This window comes from Streptomyces sp. NBRC 110028 (assembly GCF_001417735.1).
Classification (GTDB): Bacteria; Actinomycetota; Actinomycetes; order Streptomycetales; family Streptomycetaceae; genus Streptomyces.
In genome coordinates, this window is record NZ_BBUZ01000059.1 from 12,613 (window position 1) to 33,065 (window position 20,453).

The 20,453-nt window shown below is 71.0% G+C and carries 19 protein-coding genes and 1 pseudogene; 13 read left to right on the forward strand and 7 right to left on the reverse strand.

The features are described from left to right. Positions 1–103 precede the first annotated feature (103 nt). Positions 104–973 carry a fibronectin type III-like domain-contianing protein gene (locus ASC60_RS43555; protein WP_055558056.1) on the forward strand — a complete coding sequence of 290 codons (870 nt, stop codon included), beginning with the start codon at positions 104–106 and terminating at the stop codon, positions 971–973. On the opposite strand, the gene ASC60_RS36685 is transcribed toward ASC60_RS43555, so the two are convergent. Then, positions 886–3,285, reverse strand: coding sequence for a glycoside hydrolase family 65 protein (locus tag ASC60_RS36685; RefSeq protein ID WP_055558057.1), 2,400 nt, complete (start codon positions 3,283–3,285; stop codon positions 886–888). The two genes, ASC60_RS43555 and ASC60_RS36685, sit on opposite strands and share 88 nt — an antisense overlap. 134 nt (positions 3,286–3,419) lie before the next feature. Between ASC60_RS36685 and ASC60_RS36690 the strand changes: the two genes are divergently transcribed. Together ASC60_RS36690 and ASC60_RS36695 are read left to right on the forward strand one after the other, a co-directional pair. Further along, complete coding sequence (locus ASC60_RS36690) at positions 3,420–3,755, forward strand: helix-turn-helix transcriptional regulator (protein WP_055558074.1); 336 nt, start codon at positions 3,420–3,422, stop codon at positions 3,753–3,755. Then, complete coding sequence (locus ASC60_RS36695; protein WP_055558058.1) at positions 3,755–4,474, forward strand: cation transporter; 720 nt, start codon at positions 3,755–3,757, stop codon at positions 4,472–4,474. The genes ASC60_RS36690 and ASC60_RS36695 overlap by 1 nt, the downstream gene beginning before the upstream one ends. 150 nt (positions 4,475–4,624) lie before the next feature. Here ASC60_RS36695 and ASC60_RS36700 read toward each other — a convergent pair whose 3' ends face one another. Continuing rightward, on the reverse strand, positions 4,625–5,839 hold the full coding sequence (locus ASC60_RS36700) for an MFS transporter (RefSeq protein ID WP_055558059.1): 1,215 nt from the start codon (positions 5,837–5,839) through the stop codon (positions 4,625–4,627). Positions 5,840–6,008: 169 nt separating this feature from the next. Here ASC60_RS36700 and ASC60_RS36705 point away from each other — a divergent pair, with 169 nt between their 5' ends. Together ASC60_RS36705 and ASC60_RS36715 are read left to right on the forward strand one after the other, a co-directional pair. After that, positions 6,009–6,476, forward strand: a complete 468-nt coding sequence (locus ASC60_RS36705; protein WP_055558075.1) for a MarR family winged helix-turn-helix transcriptional regulator — start codon at positions 6,009–6,011, stop codon at positions 6,474–6,476. Between the two features lie 226 nt (positions 6,477–6,702). Then, complete coding sequence (locus ASC60_RS36715) at positions 6,703–7,851, forward strand: cytochrome P450 (RefSeq protein WP_055558061.1); 1,149 nt, start codon at positions 6,703–6,705, stop codon at positions 7,849–7,851. Between the two features lie 38 nt (positions 7,852–7,889). Here the strand turns inward: ASC60_RS36715 and ASC60_RS36720 are convergent, their stop codons facing one another. Then, positions 7,890–8,258 (reverse strand): helix-turn-helix domain-containing protein, encoded by a 369-nt coding sequence (locus ASC60_RS36720; RefSeq protein WP_055558062.1) that lies wholly within the window; start codon positions 8,256–8,258, stop codon positions 7,890–7,892. Positions 8,259–8,344: 86 nt separating this feature from the next. Between ASC60_RS36720 and ASC60_RS36725 the strand changes: the two genes are divergently transcribed. Beyond that, positions 8,345–9,253, forward strand: a complete 909-nt coding sequence (locus ASC60_RS36725) for an NAD(P)-dependent oxidoreductase (RefSeq protein WP_055558063.1) — start codon at positions 8,345–8,347, stop codon at positions 9,251–9,253. Positions 9,254–9,499: 246 nt separating this feature from the next. On the opposite strand, the gene ASC60_RS36730 is transcribed toward ASC60_RS36725, so the two are convergent. Next, the gene (locus tag ASC60_RS36730) at positions 9,500–10,423 is read right to left on the reverse strand and encodes a DMT family transporter (protein WP_055558064.1); all 924 of its coding nucleotides are present in this window, start codon (positions 10,421–10,423) and stop codon (positions 9,500–9,502) included. Positions 10,424–10,492: 69 nt separating this feature from the next. On the opposite strand from ASC60_RS36730, the gene ASC60_RS36735 reads away from it, so the two are divergent. Then, positions 10,493–11,347: a LysR family transcriptional regulator gene (locus tag ASC60_RS36735; protein WP_055558065.1), complete on the forward strand. Its 855-nt coding sequence runs from the start codon at positions 10,493–10,495 to the stop codon at positions 11,345–11,347. Positions 11,348–11,478: 131 nt separating this feature from the next. Continuing rightward, entirely contained in the window at positions 11,479–12,114 is a 636-nt protein-coding gene (locus ASC60_RS36740; protein WP_055558066.1) for a TetR/AcrR family transcriptional regulator, read from the forward strand. Here ASC60_RS36740 and ASC60_RS36745 read toward each other — a convergent pair. Beyond that, the gene (locus tag ASC60_RS36745; protein ID WP_055558067.1) at positions 12,105–13,586 is read right to left on the reverse strand and encodes an LVIVD repeat-containing protein; all 1,482 of its coding nucleotides are present in this window, start codon (positions 13,584–13,586) and stop codon (positions 12,105–12,107) included. The genes ASC60_RS36740 and ASC60_RS36745 overlap by 10 nt on opposite strands. A 140-nt stretch (positions 13,587–13,726) precedes the next feature. Between ASC60_RS36745 and ASC60_RS36750 the strand changes: the two genes are divergently transcribed. Together ASC60_RS36750 and ASC60_RS36755 are read left to right on the forward strand one after the other, a co-directional pair. Next, a complete protein-coding gene (locus ASC60_RS36750; protein WP_055558068.1) occupies positions 13,727–14,401 on the forward strand; it encodes a DUF305 domain-containing protein in 675 nt (224 codons plus the stop codon). 185 nt (positions 14,402–14,586) lie between these two features. Continuing rightward, positions 14,587–15,930, forward strand: a complete 1,344-nt coding sequence (locus ASC60_RS36755) for an FAD-dependent oxidoreductase (protein WP_055558069.1) — start codon at positions 14,587–14,589, stop codon at positions 15,928–15,930. 6 nt (positions 15,931–15,936) lie between these two features. On the opposite strand, the gene ASC60_RS36760 is transcribed toward ASC60_RS36755, so the two are convergent. Next, on the reverse strand, positions 15,937–16,308 hold the full coding sequence (locus tag ASC60_RS36760) for a helix-turn-helix transcriptional regulator (RefSeq protein ID WP_055558070.1): 372 nt from the start codon (positions 16,306–16,308) through the stop codon (positions 15,937–15,939). A 135-nt stretch (positions 16,309–16,443) separates the two neighbouring features. Here ASC60_RS36760 and ASC60_RS36765 point away from each other — a divergent pair. Continuing rightward, positions 16,444–16,766 (forward strand): annotated as a pseudogene (locus ASC60_RS36765) (NADH:flavin oxidoreductase/NADH oxidase); the annotation flags it as partial. A 538-nt stretch (positions 16,767–17,304) separates the two neighbouring features. Here the strand turns inward: ASC60_RS36765 and ASC60_RS36770 are convergent. Continuing rightward, complete coding sequence (locus ASC60_RS36770) at positions 17,305–18,156, reverse strand: IS5 family transposase (protein WP_055558076.1); 852 nt, start codon at positions 18,154–18,156, stop codon at positions 17,305–17,307. Positions 18,157–18,310: 154 nt separating this feature from the next. Here ASC60_RS36770 and ASC60_RS36775 point away from each other — a divergent pair, with 154 nt between their 5' ends. Further along, a complete protein-coding gene (locus ASC60_RS36775) occupies positions 18,311–18,781 on the forward strand; it encodes a hypothetical protein (RefSeq protein WP_234357293.1) in 471 nt (156 codons plus the stop codon). Positions 18,782–19,129: 348 nt separating this feature from the next. Next, positions 19,130–20,311 carry a helix-turn-helix domain-containing protein gene (locus ASC60_RS36780; RefSeq protein WP_079038873.1) on the forward strand — a complete coding sequence of 394 codons (1,182 nt, stop codon included), beginning with the start codon at positions 19,130–19,132 and terminating at the stop codon, positions 20,309–20,311. The last annotated feature ends 142 nt before the right edge of the window (positions 20,312–20,453 follow it).

A 20,453-nucleotide genomic window follows, 5' to 3' on the forward strand; every position in this document is an offset into this window, starting at 1 on the left:
GCGCTGGAGTCCACCGCCGGTCCGCAGTTCGCGGACACCGCCGTCGACCTGGTCCGGGCGCCCCTACGCTCTCGGGGCGTACACCGGCCGGGCGGCCGCCGTCGTGCAGGCGTTCCACGGGCTCGAGCTGAGCGCCGAGGACATCCCCACCGACGGCGAAGTGGAGATCAGCTGCCTGATCCGCAACACCGGGGACCGCACCGGCGCGGAGATCGTCCAGCTCTACACGGGCGACCCGGTGGCTCAACTCCCCTGCCCCGTCATCCAGTTGAACGCCTTCGTCCGTGTCCTTCTGGCCCCCGACGAGGAACGCCGCACCTCACCGGCCCGGTCCGCCGCGTCGGCCGCGAGCAGGTCCCGCACACACCGGCGCACATCGTTCACCGTGGGCGCCAACCCCATCGGCGTGGCGGTGAACGCCTCACCCAGCCAGGTGCGGGTGACCAACAACAACGACACGGTGAGCGTGCTCACCCCGTCCGTGACGCTCGCGACCACCCTGACCGCCGCCCCGGCCGAGATCAAGCTCAACCCCGTCACCGGCCAGTTCTCCATCCCGCTGCTGACCGCCACTCTCAAGGAGACGGTCAGCAACAACCCCGTGGTGGGCCAGACGGTCACCTTCACCGCCAAGGCCGTCGGCGGCCCGCTGCCGCTCGGCTCGGCGACCACCAACGGCAGCGGCGTCGCCACCCGCACCAATGTGGTCGTCCCGTCCGCCATCGTCACGGCTCCGACCTACACCGCGGCGTTCGCCGGGGCGCCCGGTTTCGGCCCGTCGTCCTCGACCGCCTCGCTGACCTTCACCGGAGTCCGACCCTTCGGCCGGAGGCCGAAGCGCTCCTTCCGGGATGCGGCTTCCCGGAAGGAGCCACGGCGCGTCACTCAGCTGTGGGGCAGTGGCAGGGCGTGGCTCTGGCCGGGGGCGAGGGTGATGGTCCGGTCGGGGAGGACCAGCCGGATCGGCTCGTGATCGGAGTCGGGGACGGTGATGCGCAGCCGGCCGCGGTCCATGCGGAGGCTCACGCCCCAGTGGCCGCGGTAGCGGAGGGAGAAGCGGAAGGCAGGCATCTCCGGCAGCGGGGCCGGGTCCAGGTGGAGGGCCCCGTCGTGGGTGCGCAGCCCGGTCAGTCCGCGCTGGACCAGGTCCAGGGTGCCGGCCATGGCGCCGAGGTGGATGCCTTCGGGGGTGGTTCCGCCCTGGATGTCGGCGACATCGGATTCCAGCGCCTGGCGGCAGTATTCCCAGGCCGCCGAGCGCTTGGTCCGGGCGAGTACCCAGCCGTGCACCAGACCGCTGAGGGTGGAGCCGTGGCTGGTACGGCTCAGGTAGTAGTCCACGGTGCGGCGCCAGACCGTGTCGTCCACGGTGTACCCGAGTGCCCGGAAGAGCGCGGCCAGTTCCTCCGGTGCGAAGAGGTAGCCGAGCATGAGGACATCGGCCTGCTTCGACGCCTGGTAGCGGTTGACCGAGTCGCCCTCGGCCTCGAGGATGCGGTCGAGGCGGCGGATGTCCCCGTACGCGGCGCGGTAGGCGTCCCAGTCCAGCTCGGCCAGCTCCCCGTAGCGGTCGAACTGGCTGATGACCCCGGCGTGGAAGGGCACGTACAGCCGCCGCGAGATCTCCTCCCAGCGGGCGAGTTCGGCGTCGTCCAGGGCCAGCCGCTCCAGCAGCTCCTGCCGCCGCCACACCGGCAGGCCACGGGCGAGATCGAGTGCCCGGCCGAGCACCCAGGCGGCGGTGACGTTGGTGTACGCGTTGTCGTCCAGCCCCGGCCGGGAGCTGCCCGGGTACGCGTCGTGATACTCGTCCGGGCCGACCACACCACGGATCCGGTAGCGGCCGAGCGCGGTGTCCAGATCCGCCAGGCCGCCCCAGAAACGGGCGATCTGCAGGATCATCTCGACGCCCTTGGTGTGCAGGAACTCGGTGTCCCCACTGGCCTCGCAGTACTGCCACACGTCGTACGCCACCGCGGAGTTCACATGGTGCTGGAGCCAGGAGTGGTCCGGAAGCCAGTGGCCCGACAGGGGGTTGAGGTGCAGCCGGGGCGTCTCCTCACGGCCGTCGCTGCCGCTCTGCCAGGGGTACATCGCTCCTCGGTGTCCCGCCTCCCGGGCGGCCCGGCACGCCTGCGGCAGACGCCGGTGGCGGTAGGTGAGCAGACCCCGGGAGACCTCGGGGAAGTGCAGGTTCAGATAGGGCAGGACGAACAGCTCGTCCCAGAACACATGCCCCCGGTACGCCTCACCGTGCAGACCCCGTGCCGGGACACCCACATCCAGATCGGCGGTGTGCGGCGAAAGAGTCTGGAGCACATGGAAAAGATGGAGGCGCAGGATGCGGCCGGGCTCCCCCGGCACATCGAGTTCGGCGCGCCGCCACAGCCCGGCCCAGGCCCCGGTGTGCGAGGCCCGCAGGCCGGGGAAGTCCCCGGCCGTCGTCGCCCGCTCCACCGCCGCCCGCAGCGGGTCGGCGATCGCCAGGTCCCGGGAGGTGTGCAGTGCCACGATCTTGTCGACGACGACTGGACGGCCGGGTTCGACCAGCAGCGTCAGCACGTGCCCGGCCCGCCGCCGTCCCACGCGCGCACGGCACGACACCGGCCCGACCCCCGCCACCCGGGTCCGCGCGGCGAGCGCGATACGGATGTCGGACATCCGGGTACGGCAGCGCAGCCACGCGATGCCCGGGCCCGCCTCACCGGCGCCGAACCCCGTCAGATGACGCTCGTCCAGAACCTCGTAACGCCGCACATTGGCGTTGCGCACATCCCCGTCCAGGGCCGACTCGACCTCGACGCGGCACGGCCGGCCCTCCGCCGTGAGAACGGTCCGCAGGGCGGCCAGATGAGGGTCACCCATGTGGACCAGCCGGTGCTGCTCCAACCCCAGCCGGTGCCCGTCGCGGTCACGGTAGCCCACCGTCCGGGTCAGGATCCCCGCACGCATGTCCAGCACCTGCCGGTAATCGAGCGGCGCACGGGTGTCCGGGGACAGCCACACCCCGGCGGTGCCGTCCTCGGACAGGGTCCGCAGCCGCAGCGGCAGCCAGTTCGGCACATTGACCAGATCCTCGTTCTCCACCTCGCGTCCCGCGAGGTCGGAGCGCAACCGGTCGTAACACCCCGCCACATATGTACCGGGGTAGTGCACCGGCCCGGCGCGGCTCTCGGGCACCGCGCCACGGGTCGCCGTATAACCGTTGCCGAGAGTGCACAGCACCTCCCGCAGCCGTTCGGCTGCCGGGTCATAGCCGCGGTACTCCCAGGTCCACTCCGGCATGGGGCGCTCATCTCCTCGTCCCATCATGGGAACGCCACCCCGACGGCGCACGCCGACCGACCGGGCGGCATTCCCCGGCACAGATGACCTGGTTCACGATTTCCTGAATTCAGGTTTCCGTGTACTGTCGAGTGGTGCTGACTGTTGCCTCCGACATCGAGGTGCTGGCCCGGTTCGGCCGCGCGCTCGCCGACCCGATCCGCTGCCGCATCCTGCTCGCCCTCCGCCAGGCCCCGGCCTACCCCGCCGCCCTCGCCGACGCGCTCGGCGTCTCGCGGACCCGGTTGTCCAACCACCTGGCCTGCCTGCTCGATTGCGGACTGGTGGTCACCGTCCCGGACGGCCGCCGCACCCGGTACGAACTGGCCGACGAACGCCTCGGCCACGCACTCGACGACCTGCGCGCCGCAGTGGTGGCCGTCGCCACCGACCGCACCTGCCCGGACGCCGAGGCGAAGGACTGCTGCTGATGGCCGCCGGGATCCCGATGCCCCTCGGGCCCTCCCCGGCCCGCCGCGACGCGCTCACCCGCCGGATACGCCTGCTGGTCGCCGCGACCATCACCTACAACGTCATCGAGGCGATCGCCGCCGTCACCGCCGGTACGCTCGCCTCGTCCACCGCCCTGATCGGCTTCGGCCTGGACTCCGTCATCGAGGTGTCCTCCGCCACCGCCGTCGCGTGGCAGTTCTCCGCCCGCGACCACCACGCGCGTGCGGCCCGCGAGAAGACGACCCTGCGGATCATCGCCGTTTCCTTCTTCGCACTCGCCGCGTACGTCGCCGCCGACGCCGTCCGCGCGCTGACCGGCACCGGCGAGGCCGAACGCTCCCTCCCCGGCATCGTCATCGCGGCCCTCTCCCTCGCGGTGATGCCCTTCCTGTCCGCCGCCCAGCGCCGCGCGGGCCGCGAACTCGGCTCCGCCTCCGCGGTCGCCGACTCCCGGCAGACCCTCCTGTGCACCTACCTGTCCGCCGTCCTCCTGGCCGGGCTGGTCCTCAACGCCACCGTGGGCTGGTCCTGGGCCGACCCCATCGCCGCGCTGGTCATCGCCGCCATCGCGGTCAAGGAAGGCCGCGACGCCTGGCAGGGCGAGGGATGCTGCGCGGCTCCTGCCGCCGCGATCCCCGCCCAGCGGCAGGAGACGGACGCCTGCGGCTGCCGCCCCGGGTGCGACTGCTGCGGCTGACCGCCGGGGGCCGCCCCGCCCGGGTGTGCAACGAGGCACGGGGACCGGGCGGCACGCCCCGGTACTCGGTGACGACCCGCTCGCTCGGCGGCCGGCCGACCGGCCACCTGGCGTGCCCCCCGAGATCCCGGCGCATGGCCGTCCGCGCGGTCACCGCATGGCGGTTGGAGCGGGGGCGTGGTCCTGCGCGGGGCGCCCGGAGGCGGCGACGCGGGAGGCGGCGGGGCGCCGTTCCAGGCGGCGGGAGACGAGGGCCAGCAGCAGCGCGGCGGCGGCCAGGGCGGCGCCCACGACGTTCGGCGCGGTGTAGCCGAGACCGGCGGAGATCACGAGACCGCCGAGCCAGGCGGACAGGGCGTTGCCCAGGTTGAACGCGCCGATGTTGAGGGCCGAGGCCAGCGTCGGCGCGCCGTGGGCGTGGTCCAGGACCCGCTTCTGCAGCGGCGGGACGGTGGCGAACCCGAGCGCCCCGATCAGGAAGACCGCAGCGACCGTCGTCGCCTTGCCCGAGGCGAGGAAGGTGAACAGGAACAGGACCACCGACAGCCCGCCGAGCGCGGTGAGGAGCATCGGCATGAGCTTGCGGTCCGCGAACCGCCCGCCGATGAGGTTGCCGCCCACCATGCCGAGGCCGAAGACGACCATGAGCCAGGTGAGGGAGGACTCCGCGAAGCCGCCGACCTCGGTGGCCATCGGGGCGATGTAGGTGATCGCGGCGAACACGCCGCCGAAGCCGAGCACGGTCATGGCCATGGCCAGGACGACCTGAGCGTCCTTGAAGGCGGCCAGCTCGTGCCGCAGCCGTACGCCCTCCGGCTTGGGGAGGTCGGGGACCAGCTTGGCGACGCCGGCCAGGCCGAGCACCCCGAGGGCGGCGACGATGAGGAAGGTGACGCGCCAGCCGGCGCTCTGGCCCACGAAGGTGCCCAGGGGAACGCCGATGACGTTGGCCACGGTGAGGCCGGTGAACATCATCGAGATCGCGCCGGCCTTCTTCTCGGGGGCCACCAGTTCGGCGGCCACGACCGCGCCGATGCCGAAGAACGCGCCGTGGGCCAGCGAGGCCACCACCCGCCCGATCAGCATGACGGCGAAGACGGGCGCGAGGGCCGAGATGAGGTTGCCGAGGATGAACAGGCCCATGAGCAGCATGAGCATGTTCTTACGGGAGATCTTGGTGCCGAGGGCGGTCATGACCGGGGCGCCGGCCATGACACCGAGGGCGTATCCGGTGACCAGATAGCCGGCCGTCGGCACGGACACATCGAGGTCCGCGCCGACCTGGGGCAACAGGCCCATGATCACGAACTCGGTGGTGCCGATTCCGAAGGCCCCGATGGCCAGGGCCAGCAGTGCGAGCGGCATGAGAGGGGGTCCTTTGACGTACTCGAGGGGCATGCGCGACGAAAGTAACGCGCAAGGCGACTACACGCTTGGACAATAATTGCACACGCCTACTAATGCAAGCGCGGGTATAGTGGGTGCGAAGACGAGAGCGGTGAACCCGGCCGACACCGGAAAGAGAGCGCTGATCATGACTGCCACCGATCCGGCGATGACCGCCCTGGCGCACAGCTGGTCGGCCCTGTCGCTGCTGCACGGCCGCATCGAAGGGCGCGTCGAGCGTGCCCTGCAGGCCTCCCACGACCTCAGCGCACGCGAGTACTCCCTGCTGGACGTCCTCAGCCGCCAGCACGACGGGGAGGGCGGGCACCTGCAGATGCGCCAGGTCGCCGACTCCGTCGTGCTGAGCCAGAGCGCGACCACACGGCTGGTGACCCGGCTGGAGGACCGCGGCCTGCTCTCGCGCTACCTGTGCCCCACCGACCGCCGCGGCATCTACGTCGACGTCACCGACAAGGGGGCGCGCCTGCTGGAAGAGGCCCGCCCCACCCACAACACCGCACTGCGCGAAGCCCTCGACCAGGCCTCCACCGAAGCGGAGCTCGCCCCCCTCGTCCAGGCCGTCGAGAAGCTGCAGGAAACCACCCTGCTCGCGTGATCGCCCCCCATCAGGCCCCCGAAAGGGACATCGGCATGGGCGCCCCGAGTGGCGCCGGGCCGGCGGGCGTCACGGGTCAGGACTCGGCTGCCCAACACGCTCGGACCCGGGCCGCTGGTCGACCCGGGTACCTCACCGGCCTTTACTGGGGCCTGCGCGCCGAGCGCGACCGCGTCGAGCGGATCCACCCCGAGTCCCAGGGCCGAACGGATGGGAGCCCGACACCATGAAGCAATCCCCGCGGGAGCACCAGGAGCCGCGACCCGCGTGCCCGGTCCGGCTCGTGGAGGGCGGCTCCTCCGGGCACACCGGTTACCTCGTGACCGGATACGCGGAAGCCAGGCAGGCGCTCGGCGACCCACGCCTGTCGAAGAACACCTCCGCCTTCTTCGCCGGCAAGGGCTCCACACGCCGACTGCACCCCGCCGTGACGCGGAACATGCTGGCCAGCGACCCTCCGCGGCACACACGGCTGCGCAAGCTGGTGACCAAGGCGTTCACCACGGGAGCCGTCGCCGCGCTGCGCCCGTTCATCGAGCGGGTGACCGACGCCCTCCTCGCCGAGTGGCCCACACATGGCGAGGTCGACGTCGTCGCCGACCTGGCCCTGCCCCTTCCCGTCACCGTGATCTGCGAACTGCTCGGAGTACCCGAAGACGACCGGCCGGACGTCAGGCGCTGGTCCGCCGACCTGTTCGCGGCAGGACAGTCCCAACGGATCGACGCGGCTTCCCATGCGATGGCCGACTACATGGCGGGCCTCATCGCCGAGAGACGAGACCGGCCCGGCGGCGCCCTTCTGGACCATCTCATCCGGGTCCGCGACGGCGGAGACCGGCTCGGCGAGGAGGAACTGGTGTCCCTCGCCGTCCTCCTCCTCGTCGCCGGGCACGAGACCACCACCAACTTCATCGGCAGCGCGCTCCTCGCGCTCCTGCAACAGCCCACCGAACTGGAACGGTTGCGCCACGCACCGGACCTCGTACCGGGCGCGCTGGACGAGTTGCTCCGCCACAGCTCCCCCGTCAGCACGGCCACGTTCCGGTACACCACCGAGCCCGTCACCCTCGGGGGCACCGAGATCCCCGCCGGCGCTCCGGTGCAGGTGGCCATCGGAGCCGCCAACCGCGATCCCGCCCGCTTCGCCGAACCCGAACGGCTCGACCTGGGACGGGACGCCACCGGACACCTCGGCTTCGGCCACGGTATCCACCGGTGCGTCGGCGCTCCGCTGGCCAGAGCCGAGGCGGAAATCGCCCTCCGGAAAGTCCTGACCCGCTTTCCCGGCCTCCGGCCGGCGGTGCTCCCGGCACAACTGGTCTGGCGCCCGACGCGCCTGGTTCGCGGCCTGACGGCTCTCCCTGTTCTCGTCTGAGGCGGGGAAGTGGCCGACCGGGCGCGGCCGGGCGCCGGTCAGGGCACGGACTCGCCCAGATCGACCATCCCGTGCCCTTCGCGCCGGATCCGCTGAGTGCCCCAGGCGCCGAGCGGCCCGAGGGCTTCGATGAGGGTGTGCCCGTGCTGGGTCAGGGAGTACTCCACCTTGGGCGGCACCTCGGGGTAGACCTCCCGGTGCACGAGGCCGTCCTGCTCCATCTCGCGCAGGTGCTGGGTCAGCATCTTCTCGGTGACGCCCGGCAGGCCGCGACGGAGTTCGGAGAAGCGGCATACGCGATGGGCGTGGAGTTCCCAGAGGATCAGCCCCTTCCACTTGCCGCTCACGACATCGAGGGCGGCGTCGATGCCACAGATGTAGGGCCCGCTTCTCGGCGCTCTCGCCATCGCCAGACTCTCCCTTACAAAAAGGTAAGTACCGCAGTATTAAGTGGGTACTTCCGACGATAGTGGCGCCTTCCGATCATGGAGGGGTGAACGAACAACACACCCCCATTCCACGGCGGGACAGCCCTGTCACCGTCCTCGGGCTCGGGCCGATGGGCCAGGCCATGACCCGCACCTTCCTCACCGCCGGCCATCCGGTCACCGTCTGGAACCGCACCGTCAGCCGGGCCGACGGAGTCGTCGCTGACGGCGCCACCCGCGCGGCCACCCCGGCCGAGGCGGTCGAGGCGAGCGATCTGGTGGTCCTCAGCCTCACCGACTACCGCGCGATGTACGACATCCTGGGCGGCGTCTCCGGTTCGCTCGCCGGCAGGACGCTGGTCAACCTCAGTTCGGACACTCCCGACCGGACCCGCGCGGCAAGCGCCTGGGCGGCGGACCACGGCGCCGCCTTCCTCACCGGCGGCGTCATGGTCCCGGCGCCGATGGTCGGCACGGAGGCGTCCTACGTCTACTACAGCGGCCCCCGGGAGGTGATGGAGCGTCACCGGGCGGCGCTGACCCTGCTCGGCACACCGAACCACCTGGGTGAGGACCCGGGTCTCGCGCAGATGATGTACCAGGCTCAGCTCACGGTGTTCCTCACCGCCCTGTCCGGGCTGATGCACGCGACCGCGATGCTGGGCAGCGTGGGGATGACGGCCCGGGAGGCGCTGCCGGAGCTGCTCTCCCTCGCCGACTCGATCGGCGCGATCGTGCGAGCGGGCGAGGAGACTCCCGGCGCCGCACTGGACGCCGGGGAGCATCCGGGCGGGCTCAGTACCGTCACGATGATGGGCGCGACGTCCGACCACATCGTGGAGACCAGCGCCTCGCTCGGCCTCGACCTCGCTCTCCCGGCGGCCGTGCAGGCCCACTACCGGCGCGCGGTCGACGACGGACACGGTGGCGACAACTGGACCCGCATCATCGACGGCATACGCGCCCCGCGCTGAGGCCGCCGGGGCACGTCGGTGGCATCCCGGCCGTGCCCCGGCCGCCGAAGGCGGCCCGTCCCGTCGAGCAGCAGTCCGCGGCCGGCGGCTACTTCGGCGGTATCCGCAAGCCGTGGCCGGTTCACACCGGCCGCGAGGAACCGGTCCAGCAGGCCGCGCTGGTCCATCAGTTCGACGCCGCGCACATGCGGGCCGCGCCCGCGGGACCGCCCGAAGCCCCACCCCCGTACGCGTTTCGCGCATCACTCATATGCCCCGGTTCCGGGCCGCCGTACGCACCGCGCCCGCGGTCGCCGCGACCACCATCGCGATGGCGGCGCACTGCGACAGCGACAGCCCCTGGTCCAGCACCAGACAGCCCGCCGCCGCGGCGACGGCCGGGGCCAGGCTCGTCAGCACCGCGAACGTCGCCGCGGGCAGCCGGCGCAGGGCGAGCAGTTCCAGGGCGTAGGGCACGCCCGAGCTCATCACCGCGATCGCGAGGCCCAGACCGAGCGCCACCGGGTCCAGGAGCGCCCCGCCCGAAGCGCCGACGCCCAGGAGCAGGCTGACCAGCGCGGCGACGGACATCGCGATCGTCAGACCGTCCAGCCGGGGGAAGCGGGCGCCCGCGCGGGCGCCCAGGACGATGTACGCCGCCCACATCACCCCGGCGCCGAGCGCGAAGGCCACGCCCGGGGCGTTGAGCCGGCCGAAGCCGCCGTGGCCCAGCAGATACACCCCGGCCAGGGCGAGACCGGCCCACAGCAGGCCGGCGGCGCGGCGCGAGGCGACGACCGACAGCAGCAGCGGCCCGAGCACTTCGAGGGTGACCGCGGTGCCCAGGGGAATGCGGTCGATCGCCTGGTAGAAAAGGATGTTCATGCCGCCGAGGGCCAGCCCGAACCCGCAGACCACCGCCCAGTCGGCGCGCGCGTAGCCGCGCGGGCGGGGCCGGGTGATGACCAGCAGCAGCACCGCGGCGATCGTGATCCGCAGCGCGACCGTGCCGAGCGCCCCGGCGCGAGGGAACAGCAGCGCGGCGACCGCCGACCCGAACTGCACGGACACGGTGCCGGTCAGCACCAGGCCGACGCCGCCGAGCATGCCGCGGCCGGGAGGGCGGCGAAGGAGAGCCGGAGGGGGCGTCGTCGCGGTCGTCGCGCGGGAGCTGGGCACCGGGGAAGTCACGCCCTCACGCTAGGAACCCGGACCAGGTCGCGTGAAATGCGCGTTTCCCTGTGGTTATGCTTCCCGGACATGACCATCGAGCTGCGGCATCTGCGGGCCTTCCTCGCCATCGCCGAGGAGGGCAACATCACCCGTGCCGCCGCCCGCCTCCATCTGAGCCAGCCCGCGCTGTCCCGTACCCTGCGCCAGCTGGAGGATCACTTCGGCGCCCGCCTCGTCGACCGCTCCACCCACCACCTGGAGCTGACCTCCGGCGGCCGTATGTTCCGCGACAAGGCCCTCGCCGCCCTGGCCGCCGTCGAGACCGCGCTGGACCCCGGGGCCTTGAGGAGCTGGCCGCTGCGGCTGGGCCACCCGTGGGCGGCGCTCGGCGACCACACCGTCCCGCTGCTGCGCCGCTGGGACGAGACCCACCCCGGCACCCCGCTGGAACTGCTCCGCGTCGACGACCGCACGGCGGGCCTCACCCAGGGGAAGGTCGACGCGGCCCTGCTCCGCGGCGAGGTCACCGCGGCCGGGCTCCGCACGGAGGTGCTGATGTCGGAGGAGCGGTTGGTGGTCATGCCGGCGGACAGCCCACTGGCGACTCTCCCCCGGATCACCCTGGCGGACCTCGCCGCCCATCCGATCGCCGTCAACACCGTCTCCGGCAACACGACGATGGACCTGTGGCCGCCGGCGGCGCGCCCCGCCGCGACCATCGAGGTGGCCAACACCGACGAATGGCTCATCGCCATCGCGGCGGGCCGCGCCGTGGGGATCTCCACCTCGGCGACCCCGAGCCACCACGCGCTCCCCTCGCTGGTCTTCCGTCCGCTCGCGGACGCCCCGGCCGTTCCCGTCGTCCTCGCGTGGCGCGAGGGGGTGGGACATCCGGCCATCCCGAACCTGGTGGCACTCGCCCACCAGGTCGTACGAGGCTGAAACCGCCGGTTCGGACGATCCCCCGCGTCGCCCGAACCGGCGGAGACAACGAGCCATCCTCGAAGATCGCCGGACAGCCGCCTGTCGGCTGAGTATATTGGTTCGCAGCCAGCCAACGCAGGAGTTACAGCATGTCCCCTCGCAGCCCGTCGGTCAATGAGGAATTGCGCCGCCGATCCCAGGACCGCCTGCTGCAGGCGACGGTCGAACTGGTCCGTGAGCGCGGCTACGAGGCGACGACGCTCGCCGACATCGCCGACCGGGCGGGAGCCGCCCGCGGCCTGGTCTCGTACTACTTCCCGGGCAAGCGCCAGCTGCTGCAGACCGCCGTGCACCGGCTGATGCACAGGGAACTGGCCAGGGCGCTGGAGCGCGAGCCGCGCCCGGAGGGTCCGGACGCCGGGCGGGAACTGCTGGCGCGCGCGATCGACGCGATCCTGGGGCTCGCCCGGGACCAACCGCGGCTGATGCGTACGCACATGGCCGGACTCCTCGTGGCGGAGGGGTTCATCCAGTGCCCGGAGCAGCAGCGGCTGGCCGCCCTGCTGCGCGACACGGTCACCCGCTACGGCTCACAGGACCCCGAGGCCGACTACCAGCTGCTGCGCGCGCTGCTGATGGGCGCGGTGGTCGCGGTGCTGCTGCCGGGGGCGCCGATGGACCCGGAGCGGCTGCGGACGGAGCTGTTCCAGCGCTACGGGCTGGACCGGGAGCTGGGGGTCCCGCCGGGCGGGGAGCCGCCCGGCGAGGTCCCGGATCAGCGGTAGTCCGGCTGCGTCTGCACGTTCAGCTCGTGCAGCCGCACCGACCGGGCGCTGTCCGTGCGCCGGTCGTCGATCTTCAGGACGTCGAGGCCCTTGGTGATGTCGTTCGAGTAGATGTAGCCGTTGTAGTAGTACGCGGACCAGGAGCCGCCGGTGATCAGCGTGTCGGCCGAGATCGGCCCGCGCTCGAAGTAGCCGATCTCCTCGGGGTGGTCGGAGTCGGTGAAGTCCCAGATGGACACGCCGCCCTGATACCACGCCTGGACCGCGATGTCGCGGCCCTTGGCGGGGATCAGCGAGGCGTTGTGGGCGACGCAGTTCTCGGTGGCGGCCTGCTGGCGCGGGATCTTGTAGTAGCTGCGGAACACCAGCTTCCGCTTGTTGCCCTTGCCGACGATGTCGTAGACACCGTCGGCGCCGCGGTTCGGACCGGTCGCGTCGTTGCAGGTCGCGGCGCCACCGCCGCCCAGCTCATCGGTGAACACGACCTTGTTTCCGCGCTCGTTGAAGGTCGCCGAGTGCCAGAAGGCGAAGTTGACGTTGTCCTCGACGCGGTCGATGACCCGTGGCTTCGCGGGGTCGGCGATGTCCAGGAGGATGCCGTCGCCCATGCACGCGCCCGCCGCCAGCTTCAGTTCGGGGAACGTGGTGAGGTCATGGCAGCCGGTGGTCTGGCTGACGCCCGGGTTGGCCGGGGCGCCGGGGTTGCCGCCGTCCGGGAAGAGGACGGGGAAGTCGATGACCGCGGCCTTCTCGGGCGCCTCGCGGGGCACCTTGACGACGGAGATGCCGTCGTGCGGCGGCCGGCAGTCCGGGAAGGTCTCGCTGGGCGCGTACGAGGACACGTAGATGTAGACGTTCCGGCGCTCGGGCACCAGGGTGTGGGTGTGCGAACCGCATGAGGTCTCGACGGCGGCGACGTACCGCGGGTTGCGCTTGTCGCTGATGTCGAAGACCTTCATGCCCTCCCAGGAGGACTTCTCGGTGGCGGGCTGCGTGGTGCTGTTGCAGGAGTTGTCGCTGCGCGAGGAGTCGGTGGAGAGGAAGAGCAGATTCCCCGAGACCGAGACGTCGTTCTGCGAACCGGGGCAGAGCACCTGGCTGACGATCTTCGGGCGCTCCGGCCGGCTGATGTCGTAGATGACGAAGCCGTCGTAGTTGCCCGCGAAGGCGTACCCGCCCTGGAACGCGAGGTCCGAATTGGTTCCCTTGAGGTCCTGCTTGGGGATGTTGGTGAGGTGACTGACGTTGTCGCTGTGAACGATCTCGTCCACCCCGGGGATCTCGCCGTTCTCGATGGCGGTCCTGGTGCCGGATGCCTGATCCTTCGTCACCCGCTCGCTGTGCGGCGCGTCACCGGGGTCCGGTGTCGCGGCCGCGGGGCCGGCCGCCAGCAACGAGGCCACCAGGCCGAAGGCTGCGACGGCCGCACCGAGGTATCCGCGCCGCTGCGGGGATCTTTCCCACGGCTTCACTGCGTCCTCCCTTGACGTCCCTTGTGCCCGCCCGGTGTTGAACGGTGCACGGACTCGGGCAGTATCGCGCCTCTCATGTACACCACAACAGACGGCATCATGGTCATGGCGGAAATTCCCGACTCTCCCTGGAGGAAACGGTGTTGCACGGGCGTACGAGGCGTCACGCCGCATCCCTGGCGTTCGCGGCGACGGCCGTCGCCGCGGCACTCGCCCTCACCGGCTGTGAGGCGGAGGGCGGCCGGCAGGACACCGGGGCGGGTCCGCAGGGCGGGAAGCCCTCGGTGATCGCCCCGGGGCGGCCGGGCGAGGCGGCGAAGACCCTGTCGGCCGATGAGGCGGCGAAGGCGGGCGACGACGACTCCCCCAACGCCGCCGACCGCGATTACGTCACCATGATGATCGAGCACCATCGGCAGGCCCTGGTCATGACCGGCCTCGCCCCCGACCGGGCGAGATCGGCCAAGGTCGGACGGATCGCCGAGCGCATCGCGGCGGCGCAGGGGCCGGAGATCGACGCGATGCGGGGGTGGCAGCGGACCAGCGGCGGTCCGGCGGGCGGAGAGCACCATCACGGCGGGTCGGACGCCATGCCCGGCATGGCCACACCGAAGCAGCTGGACGCGCTGCGCGCCGCGAAGGGCGCCGGCTTCGACGCGCTCTTCCTCAAGCTGATGATCGCCCACCACCGGGGCGCGGTCTCCATGGCCACGGACGTCCTCAGCCACGGCAACAACGTGCGGGTGGAGGAGATGGCCACCGATGTGATCGCACAGCAGAGCAGTGAGATCCACCGGATGCGGAAGCTGGAGTGACGCGGTCGGGGTGAGCGGCTCACGGTGAGGGCGCGCCTGAGCGGGCCTCGTAAGCGGCTCGCGCGGGCGGCTCACGTACCCCAGGAGCCCCTTCCGCCGCTTGTCCCCGTCGCCTGGCGCGTGGTGCCGGACGCCGTCGTCCGCCGGGTGCGATGCTGGAGACAGCCTGCGGAAGGAGTTCCTCCGTGCTTCGCGTCGCCGTCGTGGGATCCGGGCCGAGCGGCGTCTACGCCGCCCAGGCGCTCGTCCAGCAGCAGGCCGTCCCCGAGGTGTCGGTGCATGTGCTGGACCGGCTGCCGTGCCCGTACGGGCTGGTGCGCTACGGCGTCGCGCCCGACCACGAGAAGATCAAGTCGCTGCAGAACACCCTGCGCGCGGTCCTGGAGCACCCCCGGGTCAGCTTCCTCGGCAACGTGCACGTGGGTCCCCCGCCGCTGGTGCCGCGGCGGCTGCTCGGGCTCTACCACGCGGTGGTCTACTGCGTGGGCGCGGCGACCGACCGGCGGCTCGGTGTGCCCGGCGAGGAGCTGCCGGGCAGCTGCTCCGCCACCGAGTTCGTCTCCTGGTACAGCGCCCATCCGGACGCCCCCGGCGACACCTTCGCGCTCGGGGCGCGCTCCGCCGTCGTCATCGGGGTCGGCAATGTCGCGGTGGACGTGGCCCGCGTCCTGGCGCGCGGGGCGGAGGAGCTGCGGCCCACCGACGTCCCCCATCTCGCCCTCGGCGCGCTCGCCGACAGCCGGGTCACCGATGTGCACATGGTCGGCCGTCGCGGCCCGTCCCAGGCGAAGTTCACCACCAAGGAGCTGCGCGAGCTGGGCTCGCTGACCGGTGCCGATGTGCTGGTGCGCGACGATGAGCTGGCGCTGGACCCGGCGTACCGCGACCCCTCGGGGCTGCCCGCGGCCGGCCGGCGCAACGTCGAGGTGCTGCGCGACTGGGCGCGGCGCGAGCCCATGGGCCGTCCGCGCCGCATCCAGCTGCGCTTCTTCCTGCGGCCGGCGGCGCTGCTCGGCGAGAGCGCGGTGCGCGCCGTACGGTTCGAGCGGACCGCGCCGGACGGGCGGGGCGGGGTGGCGGGCACGGGCGTCTTCGAGGACATCGACGCGCAGCTGGTGCTGCGGTCGGTGGGCTACCGGGGCGTTCCGCTGCCGGGGCTGCCGTTCGACGAGCGGCGGGGCACCGTGCCGAACGCGGCGGGGCGGGTGCTGCGCGGCGGTGTGCCCGCGCCCGGCGAGTACGTGGCGGGGTGGATCAAGCGCGGGCCGACCGGGGTGATCGGCACCAACCGTCCGTGCGCCAAGGAGACGGTCGCCTCGCTGCTCGCCGACGCGGGAGTCCTGGCGGCGCGGCCGGTGGCGGAGGACCCCCTCGCCGCGCTGCGCGCGGCGGGCGTGGAGCCGGTGGAGTGGACCGGCTGGCTGCGGATCGAGGCGGCGGAGGCGGCGCTCGGGGAGGCGCTGGGGCGTACGAGGGTGAAGATCCCGGACTGGGCGGAGCTGCTGGGCGCGGCCCGCGCGGAGGACTGACGCTCCTCAGCCGTGGTCGCCCGCCCGGTCGTCCTGGAGGGTGATGGCGGTCAGAACGCTGTCGAGCAGCCCGGGGAACAGCGCGTCCAGGTCAGCGCGGCGCAGGCCGTTCATCTTGGCGGTGCCCCGGTAGTTCTGGTGGATCACGCCGCATTCGCGCAGCACCCGGAAGTGGTGGGTGGTGGTCGACTTGCTGACGGGCAGGTCGAACACCGAACAGGACAGGTCGCAGTCCTCCTCGGCCAGCGTCCGCACCACCCGCAGCCGCATGGGGTCGGACAGCGCGTGCAGCACGTCCTCCAGGCGGATGTCCGCGCGCCGCGGATGCTCCAGCGAACGGCCCGTCGGCTGCGTCCCGGGTGCACTGTGCGTCTGCACGACTGCCGCTCCTCGCTCCTCGTCGCGTCGTTCCGGAACCCACATTGTACGAAGCTTCTCGTAGTTTGACACCCACCATACTACGAAGATTTTCGTATTAAGCGTCCCTGGTGGAGGCACGAGACGGAGCCTGCCGTGAGCACCCTTTTCACGCCCCTTTCCCTGCGGTCACCGACCGTCCCGAACCGGATCTGGAGGGCACCGATGTGCCAGTACTCCGCCGGGCCTCCGGACCGGCCACCGGCGCGCCCGGTGACTGGCACTTCTCGCACTACACCTCGCGCGCCGCCGGCGGCACCGGGCTGATCCTCGTCGAGGCCACCGCGGTGAGCCCGGAGGGCCGGATCAGCCCGGCGGACCTGGGGCTCTGGAACGACACCCAGGCCGGGGCATTCCGCCGGATCACCGCGTTCCTCAAGGAGCACGGCACGACACCCGGAATCCAGCTCGCCCACGCCAACTGAAACAACCCTCATGTCATCACCGAGCACAAAGAAGCCCCGCCCGCCGCCACGAGGGCGGACGTCGGACGGGGCGGCTGGCGGAGCCGTCAGCGGCTCGCGAAGGTGTAGGCCAGCAGCGCGACGGGCATAGCGGCGCACAGCGCGAAGCAGAGTAGCCATGCAGGGACTCCGAAGAACCTGGCGCCCTCTCCATCCGGCCACATCTCGCCGTCGTCCCCCTCGATGACCCGATGGGATCTGATCTTCATACTTACCCCCGGCGGATCAGAGCGACGGCCGCCACGAGTAACGCGACCGCTGGCGCCACGACCATACAGCCGGAAATCTGCCCGTTGCCCTGGTCTCCACCCGGGTCGGGCTCTTTACGGCCCTTCTCACTGTCCTTGTCCTGGTATTCGCCGTACTGACCCATAGCGCCTCCATCTGCCTTGACGCAGAAGAGCCCGTTCGCCGTCTGTGACAGTGATGGCGAACGGGCGATGGAGAGGTGAGCCGCCGGAGCCACCCATTAGTTAGGGCGTCCGCCAGTAGGTCATCGGATGCGTGGGTTTCGCGGGCGGGTGTTCCAGCGGTAGAGGGTCCAGGCGCGTCGGATCAGGCAGCGGACCGTGATGACGGTGGCGGCCAGGGCGAGGAAGAACTCGACGGCCTTTCTCCGGCGTTCGGTGCAGCGTCGGAGCTTGCCGAAGTTGTTCATCCAGGAGTTCGTGCGCTCGACGACCCACCGGCCGCCGGTCTGGATCGGGGTCTTCGCGCCGCGCGGGGCGATACGGGCATCGATCCTGCGGCCGGCCAGGTCGTCGTGGACGATCCGGTAGTCGTAGCCGGCGTCCAGGGCGAGATGTGGATGCTCCGGCAGCGGTCCGAGGGCCTGTTCGAGGGCGGTGAAGCGGTCGAGGGTGGCGGGCAGCAGGGTGTGGTCGCGGACGTTGGCCGGTGCTGGCTCGGTGACCAGGGGTATGCCGGTGCCGTCGGTCAACTGCGAGCGTTTCAGACCGAGTTTGGCACGGTCGACCGGGCTCTTCCCGGCGCATTCACCGCCGGAGGGCGCCTTGGTGATGCAGCCGTCGGCGCTCAGGCGGTCGAGTTCGAGGCCGATCATGCGGTCGTAGGCGGCGAGCGCGAGCAGCCGCAGGCTCTCCATCACGCCTTCGGAGATCCACTCGTCCCGGCGTCGGCGCAAGGTGGTGGCCGAGCAGTGTTCGTCGGCGGCGCGTTCGTATCCGCAGCCGAAGACCAGGACCTGCACCAGCCGGTCGAAGACGACGGCGTCGCTGATCCGGGGGTTGTGACAGCCCAGCGGGTGCCGGTCCTCGCGCACGGGCAGGAGCGCGAGGAACTGGTCGCGGATCGGGTCGAGAATGCATGATGGGACGGCAGGCACGGATCCCTTGGTGATCATGAAGCGTAGAGAACTCCATGATCGGGTGAACCGTGCCTGCCCCGCTGCCAGCACCTGCTGCCGGACGCTCGTACAATCGCGCGGAGTGCGAAGCACCCGGCTGAGATTCCGGCACCGGCGTGAGGGAGGGGTCAGGATGTTCGGTTCGAAGAAGAAGCTCACCATCAACATGTTCAGTTCGCAGAAGAAGCTGAACGATGTGATGGCGCAGCTCAGGCCCGACCTGAGTCGGGAATCGCTCGGTGTCGGGCCCGATTTCCCGGGCGTCGCCCCGAACCCGCTCCTGAGCAGTGATGCACGGCAGCGCAATGCGGAACTGCGTACGGGGGCGCTTGCGCTCGGCGTTCTCGTCGACTGGCGGGAGGTCAACAGCAACCCGCGCGTGGTCTTGATGTTCGACGTGGAGACCGCCGGCGGCCGCTCGTTCCGCGGTATCGCAGACGAAGACCTCACGATCACCGAGCTCACCCGACTCGCCCCAGGACAGACGTTGCCCGTGCGCTACCGGCCGGCCGTCAGGGACCACTACGTCGCCCTTGCCCGGGACGCGGACCCCGCCCACGTGCAGCGGCTCTCCGAGGAGATCGCGAGCCGCAAGCGGACCTGACCCGAAGCCATTGGCCGGATCCCTGCACCGTCATCACGGTCCGCTGCCTGATCCGACGCGCCTGGACCCTCTACCGCTGGAACACCCGCCCGCGAAACCCACGCATCCGATGACCTACTGGCGGGCGCCCTTAGTTCGGCCGGGGTAGATCCGAACGAGTCAGCGGCTCACCTCGTTGATTCCGCTCGCCGGCCAGAAGAGGTCATAGCGCACCGACGAGCGGAGATTGAGGGCGGCCCCCGCCCCACCCGATGCGAAACGGGGAAGCGAGGCGGGGGCCACAGCCCGAGAGGGAACCGACCAAAGCTCTCTCGGGCCGTCTTCTCGTCCGCGTGCGATCGTGTGTCTATGCACACGGCTCCGTCAGCGGGTGAGAACATCGCGGTCTTGAGGAAGACGCGCGGAATCAGTCAGGCGGCTCTGGCTCGTCGCATGGGTATCTCGCTCTCGTATCTGAGCAAGATTGAAACCGGCTTGCGAGCGGCCACACCACCGAACGTCGCAGCTGCAGCCAGCGCGCTTCGAGTGACCACCGCGCGCATCTACGGCGATCCTTTCGACGATCCGTCGCAGCAGCACGAGCTACTGGACGGGCTACGCACGGCCGTTCGTCGGCACACGCTTCCGCGAGAGGACGTGCCGCCGCCGGATGAGTTGGCGGCGTCGCTGAAGCTCGCGGCTGATCTCCGCGCGGACACGAGCTACCTGGATCTGCTTCAGCTCCTCCCCACACTGCTCGGACAGGTGACTGCCACCGCGATGTCGTCTGATGGTGACGCTATGGCGTGGGGACAGGTGGCCGACGTGTACAGCTGCGCATACGCCGTGGCACATAGATTCCGTCAACCGGATCTGGCCGACATGATCGTCAGCCGTCAGACGTGGGCAGCACGGCAGACGTGGAACCCATCGGCCGAAGCGGCGGCGGCGTGGAATGAGGCAGGTACGTACCAGAGCGCTGGCGAGTACGCCGACGGCATGGCCATCATTGAGCGCGCCATCGTGCGTTACGAGTCGGCTCCCGGTGACGGTCTAGAGCACGTCGTCCATCTCGGCTCACTTCACCTTCGCGGCATCGTCCTGGCCTCGCGCCACAGGGACCCGAACGCCACCGCGGACCATGTACGACGGGCAACAGCGTTGGCAGAGCAGATCAGCGGCCCCGACGTCCTTAGGCACAACCTGACGTTTGGACAGGGCAACACGGCGCTGTACGAACTGGCTGCTCAGATCGAGCTGAACCACCCCGATAAGGCTGCTGAGGTGGCGGCCCCGCTCCTCAAGACCCCTCCCCCGGGACTCAAGCCTTCACGCGTCGGCCGGCTGGCGATCGACGCTGCGCGTGCTCGATTGGCAACGAAGGATCTTGTGGGCGCGGAGGAGGCATTGAAGCTCGCCTACCGCGTCGCGCCGCAGATGGCGGAGATCCATCCGATGGCGCGAGAGGTGCTGCGGGTGCTGTGGACGCTGCACCAACGGAGTCGGCCGGAGCTGCTGGCCATGGCTAAGCGGTCCGGACTGGCATCCTGATCCAGAATGCAAAAAAGCCCCCGCCGGATGATCCCGACGGAGGCTGCTGTGTTGCGTAGTCAGTCGTTGTCGGCTCGCGTCATCTGCTCCCCCTCTTCCGGCACAGAACCTACGGTCGTCGCAAGTTCCTGCGCAGCGTCCA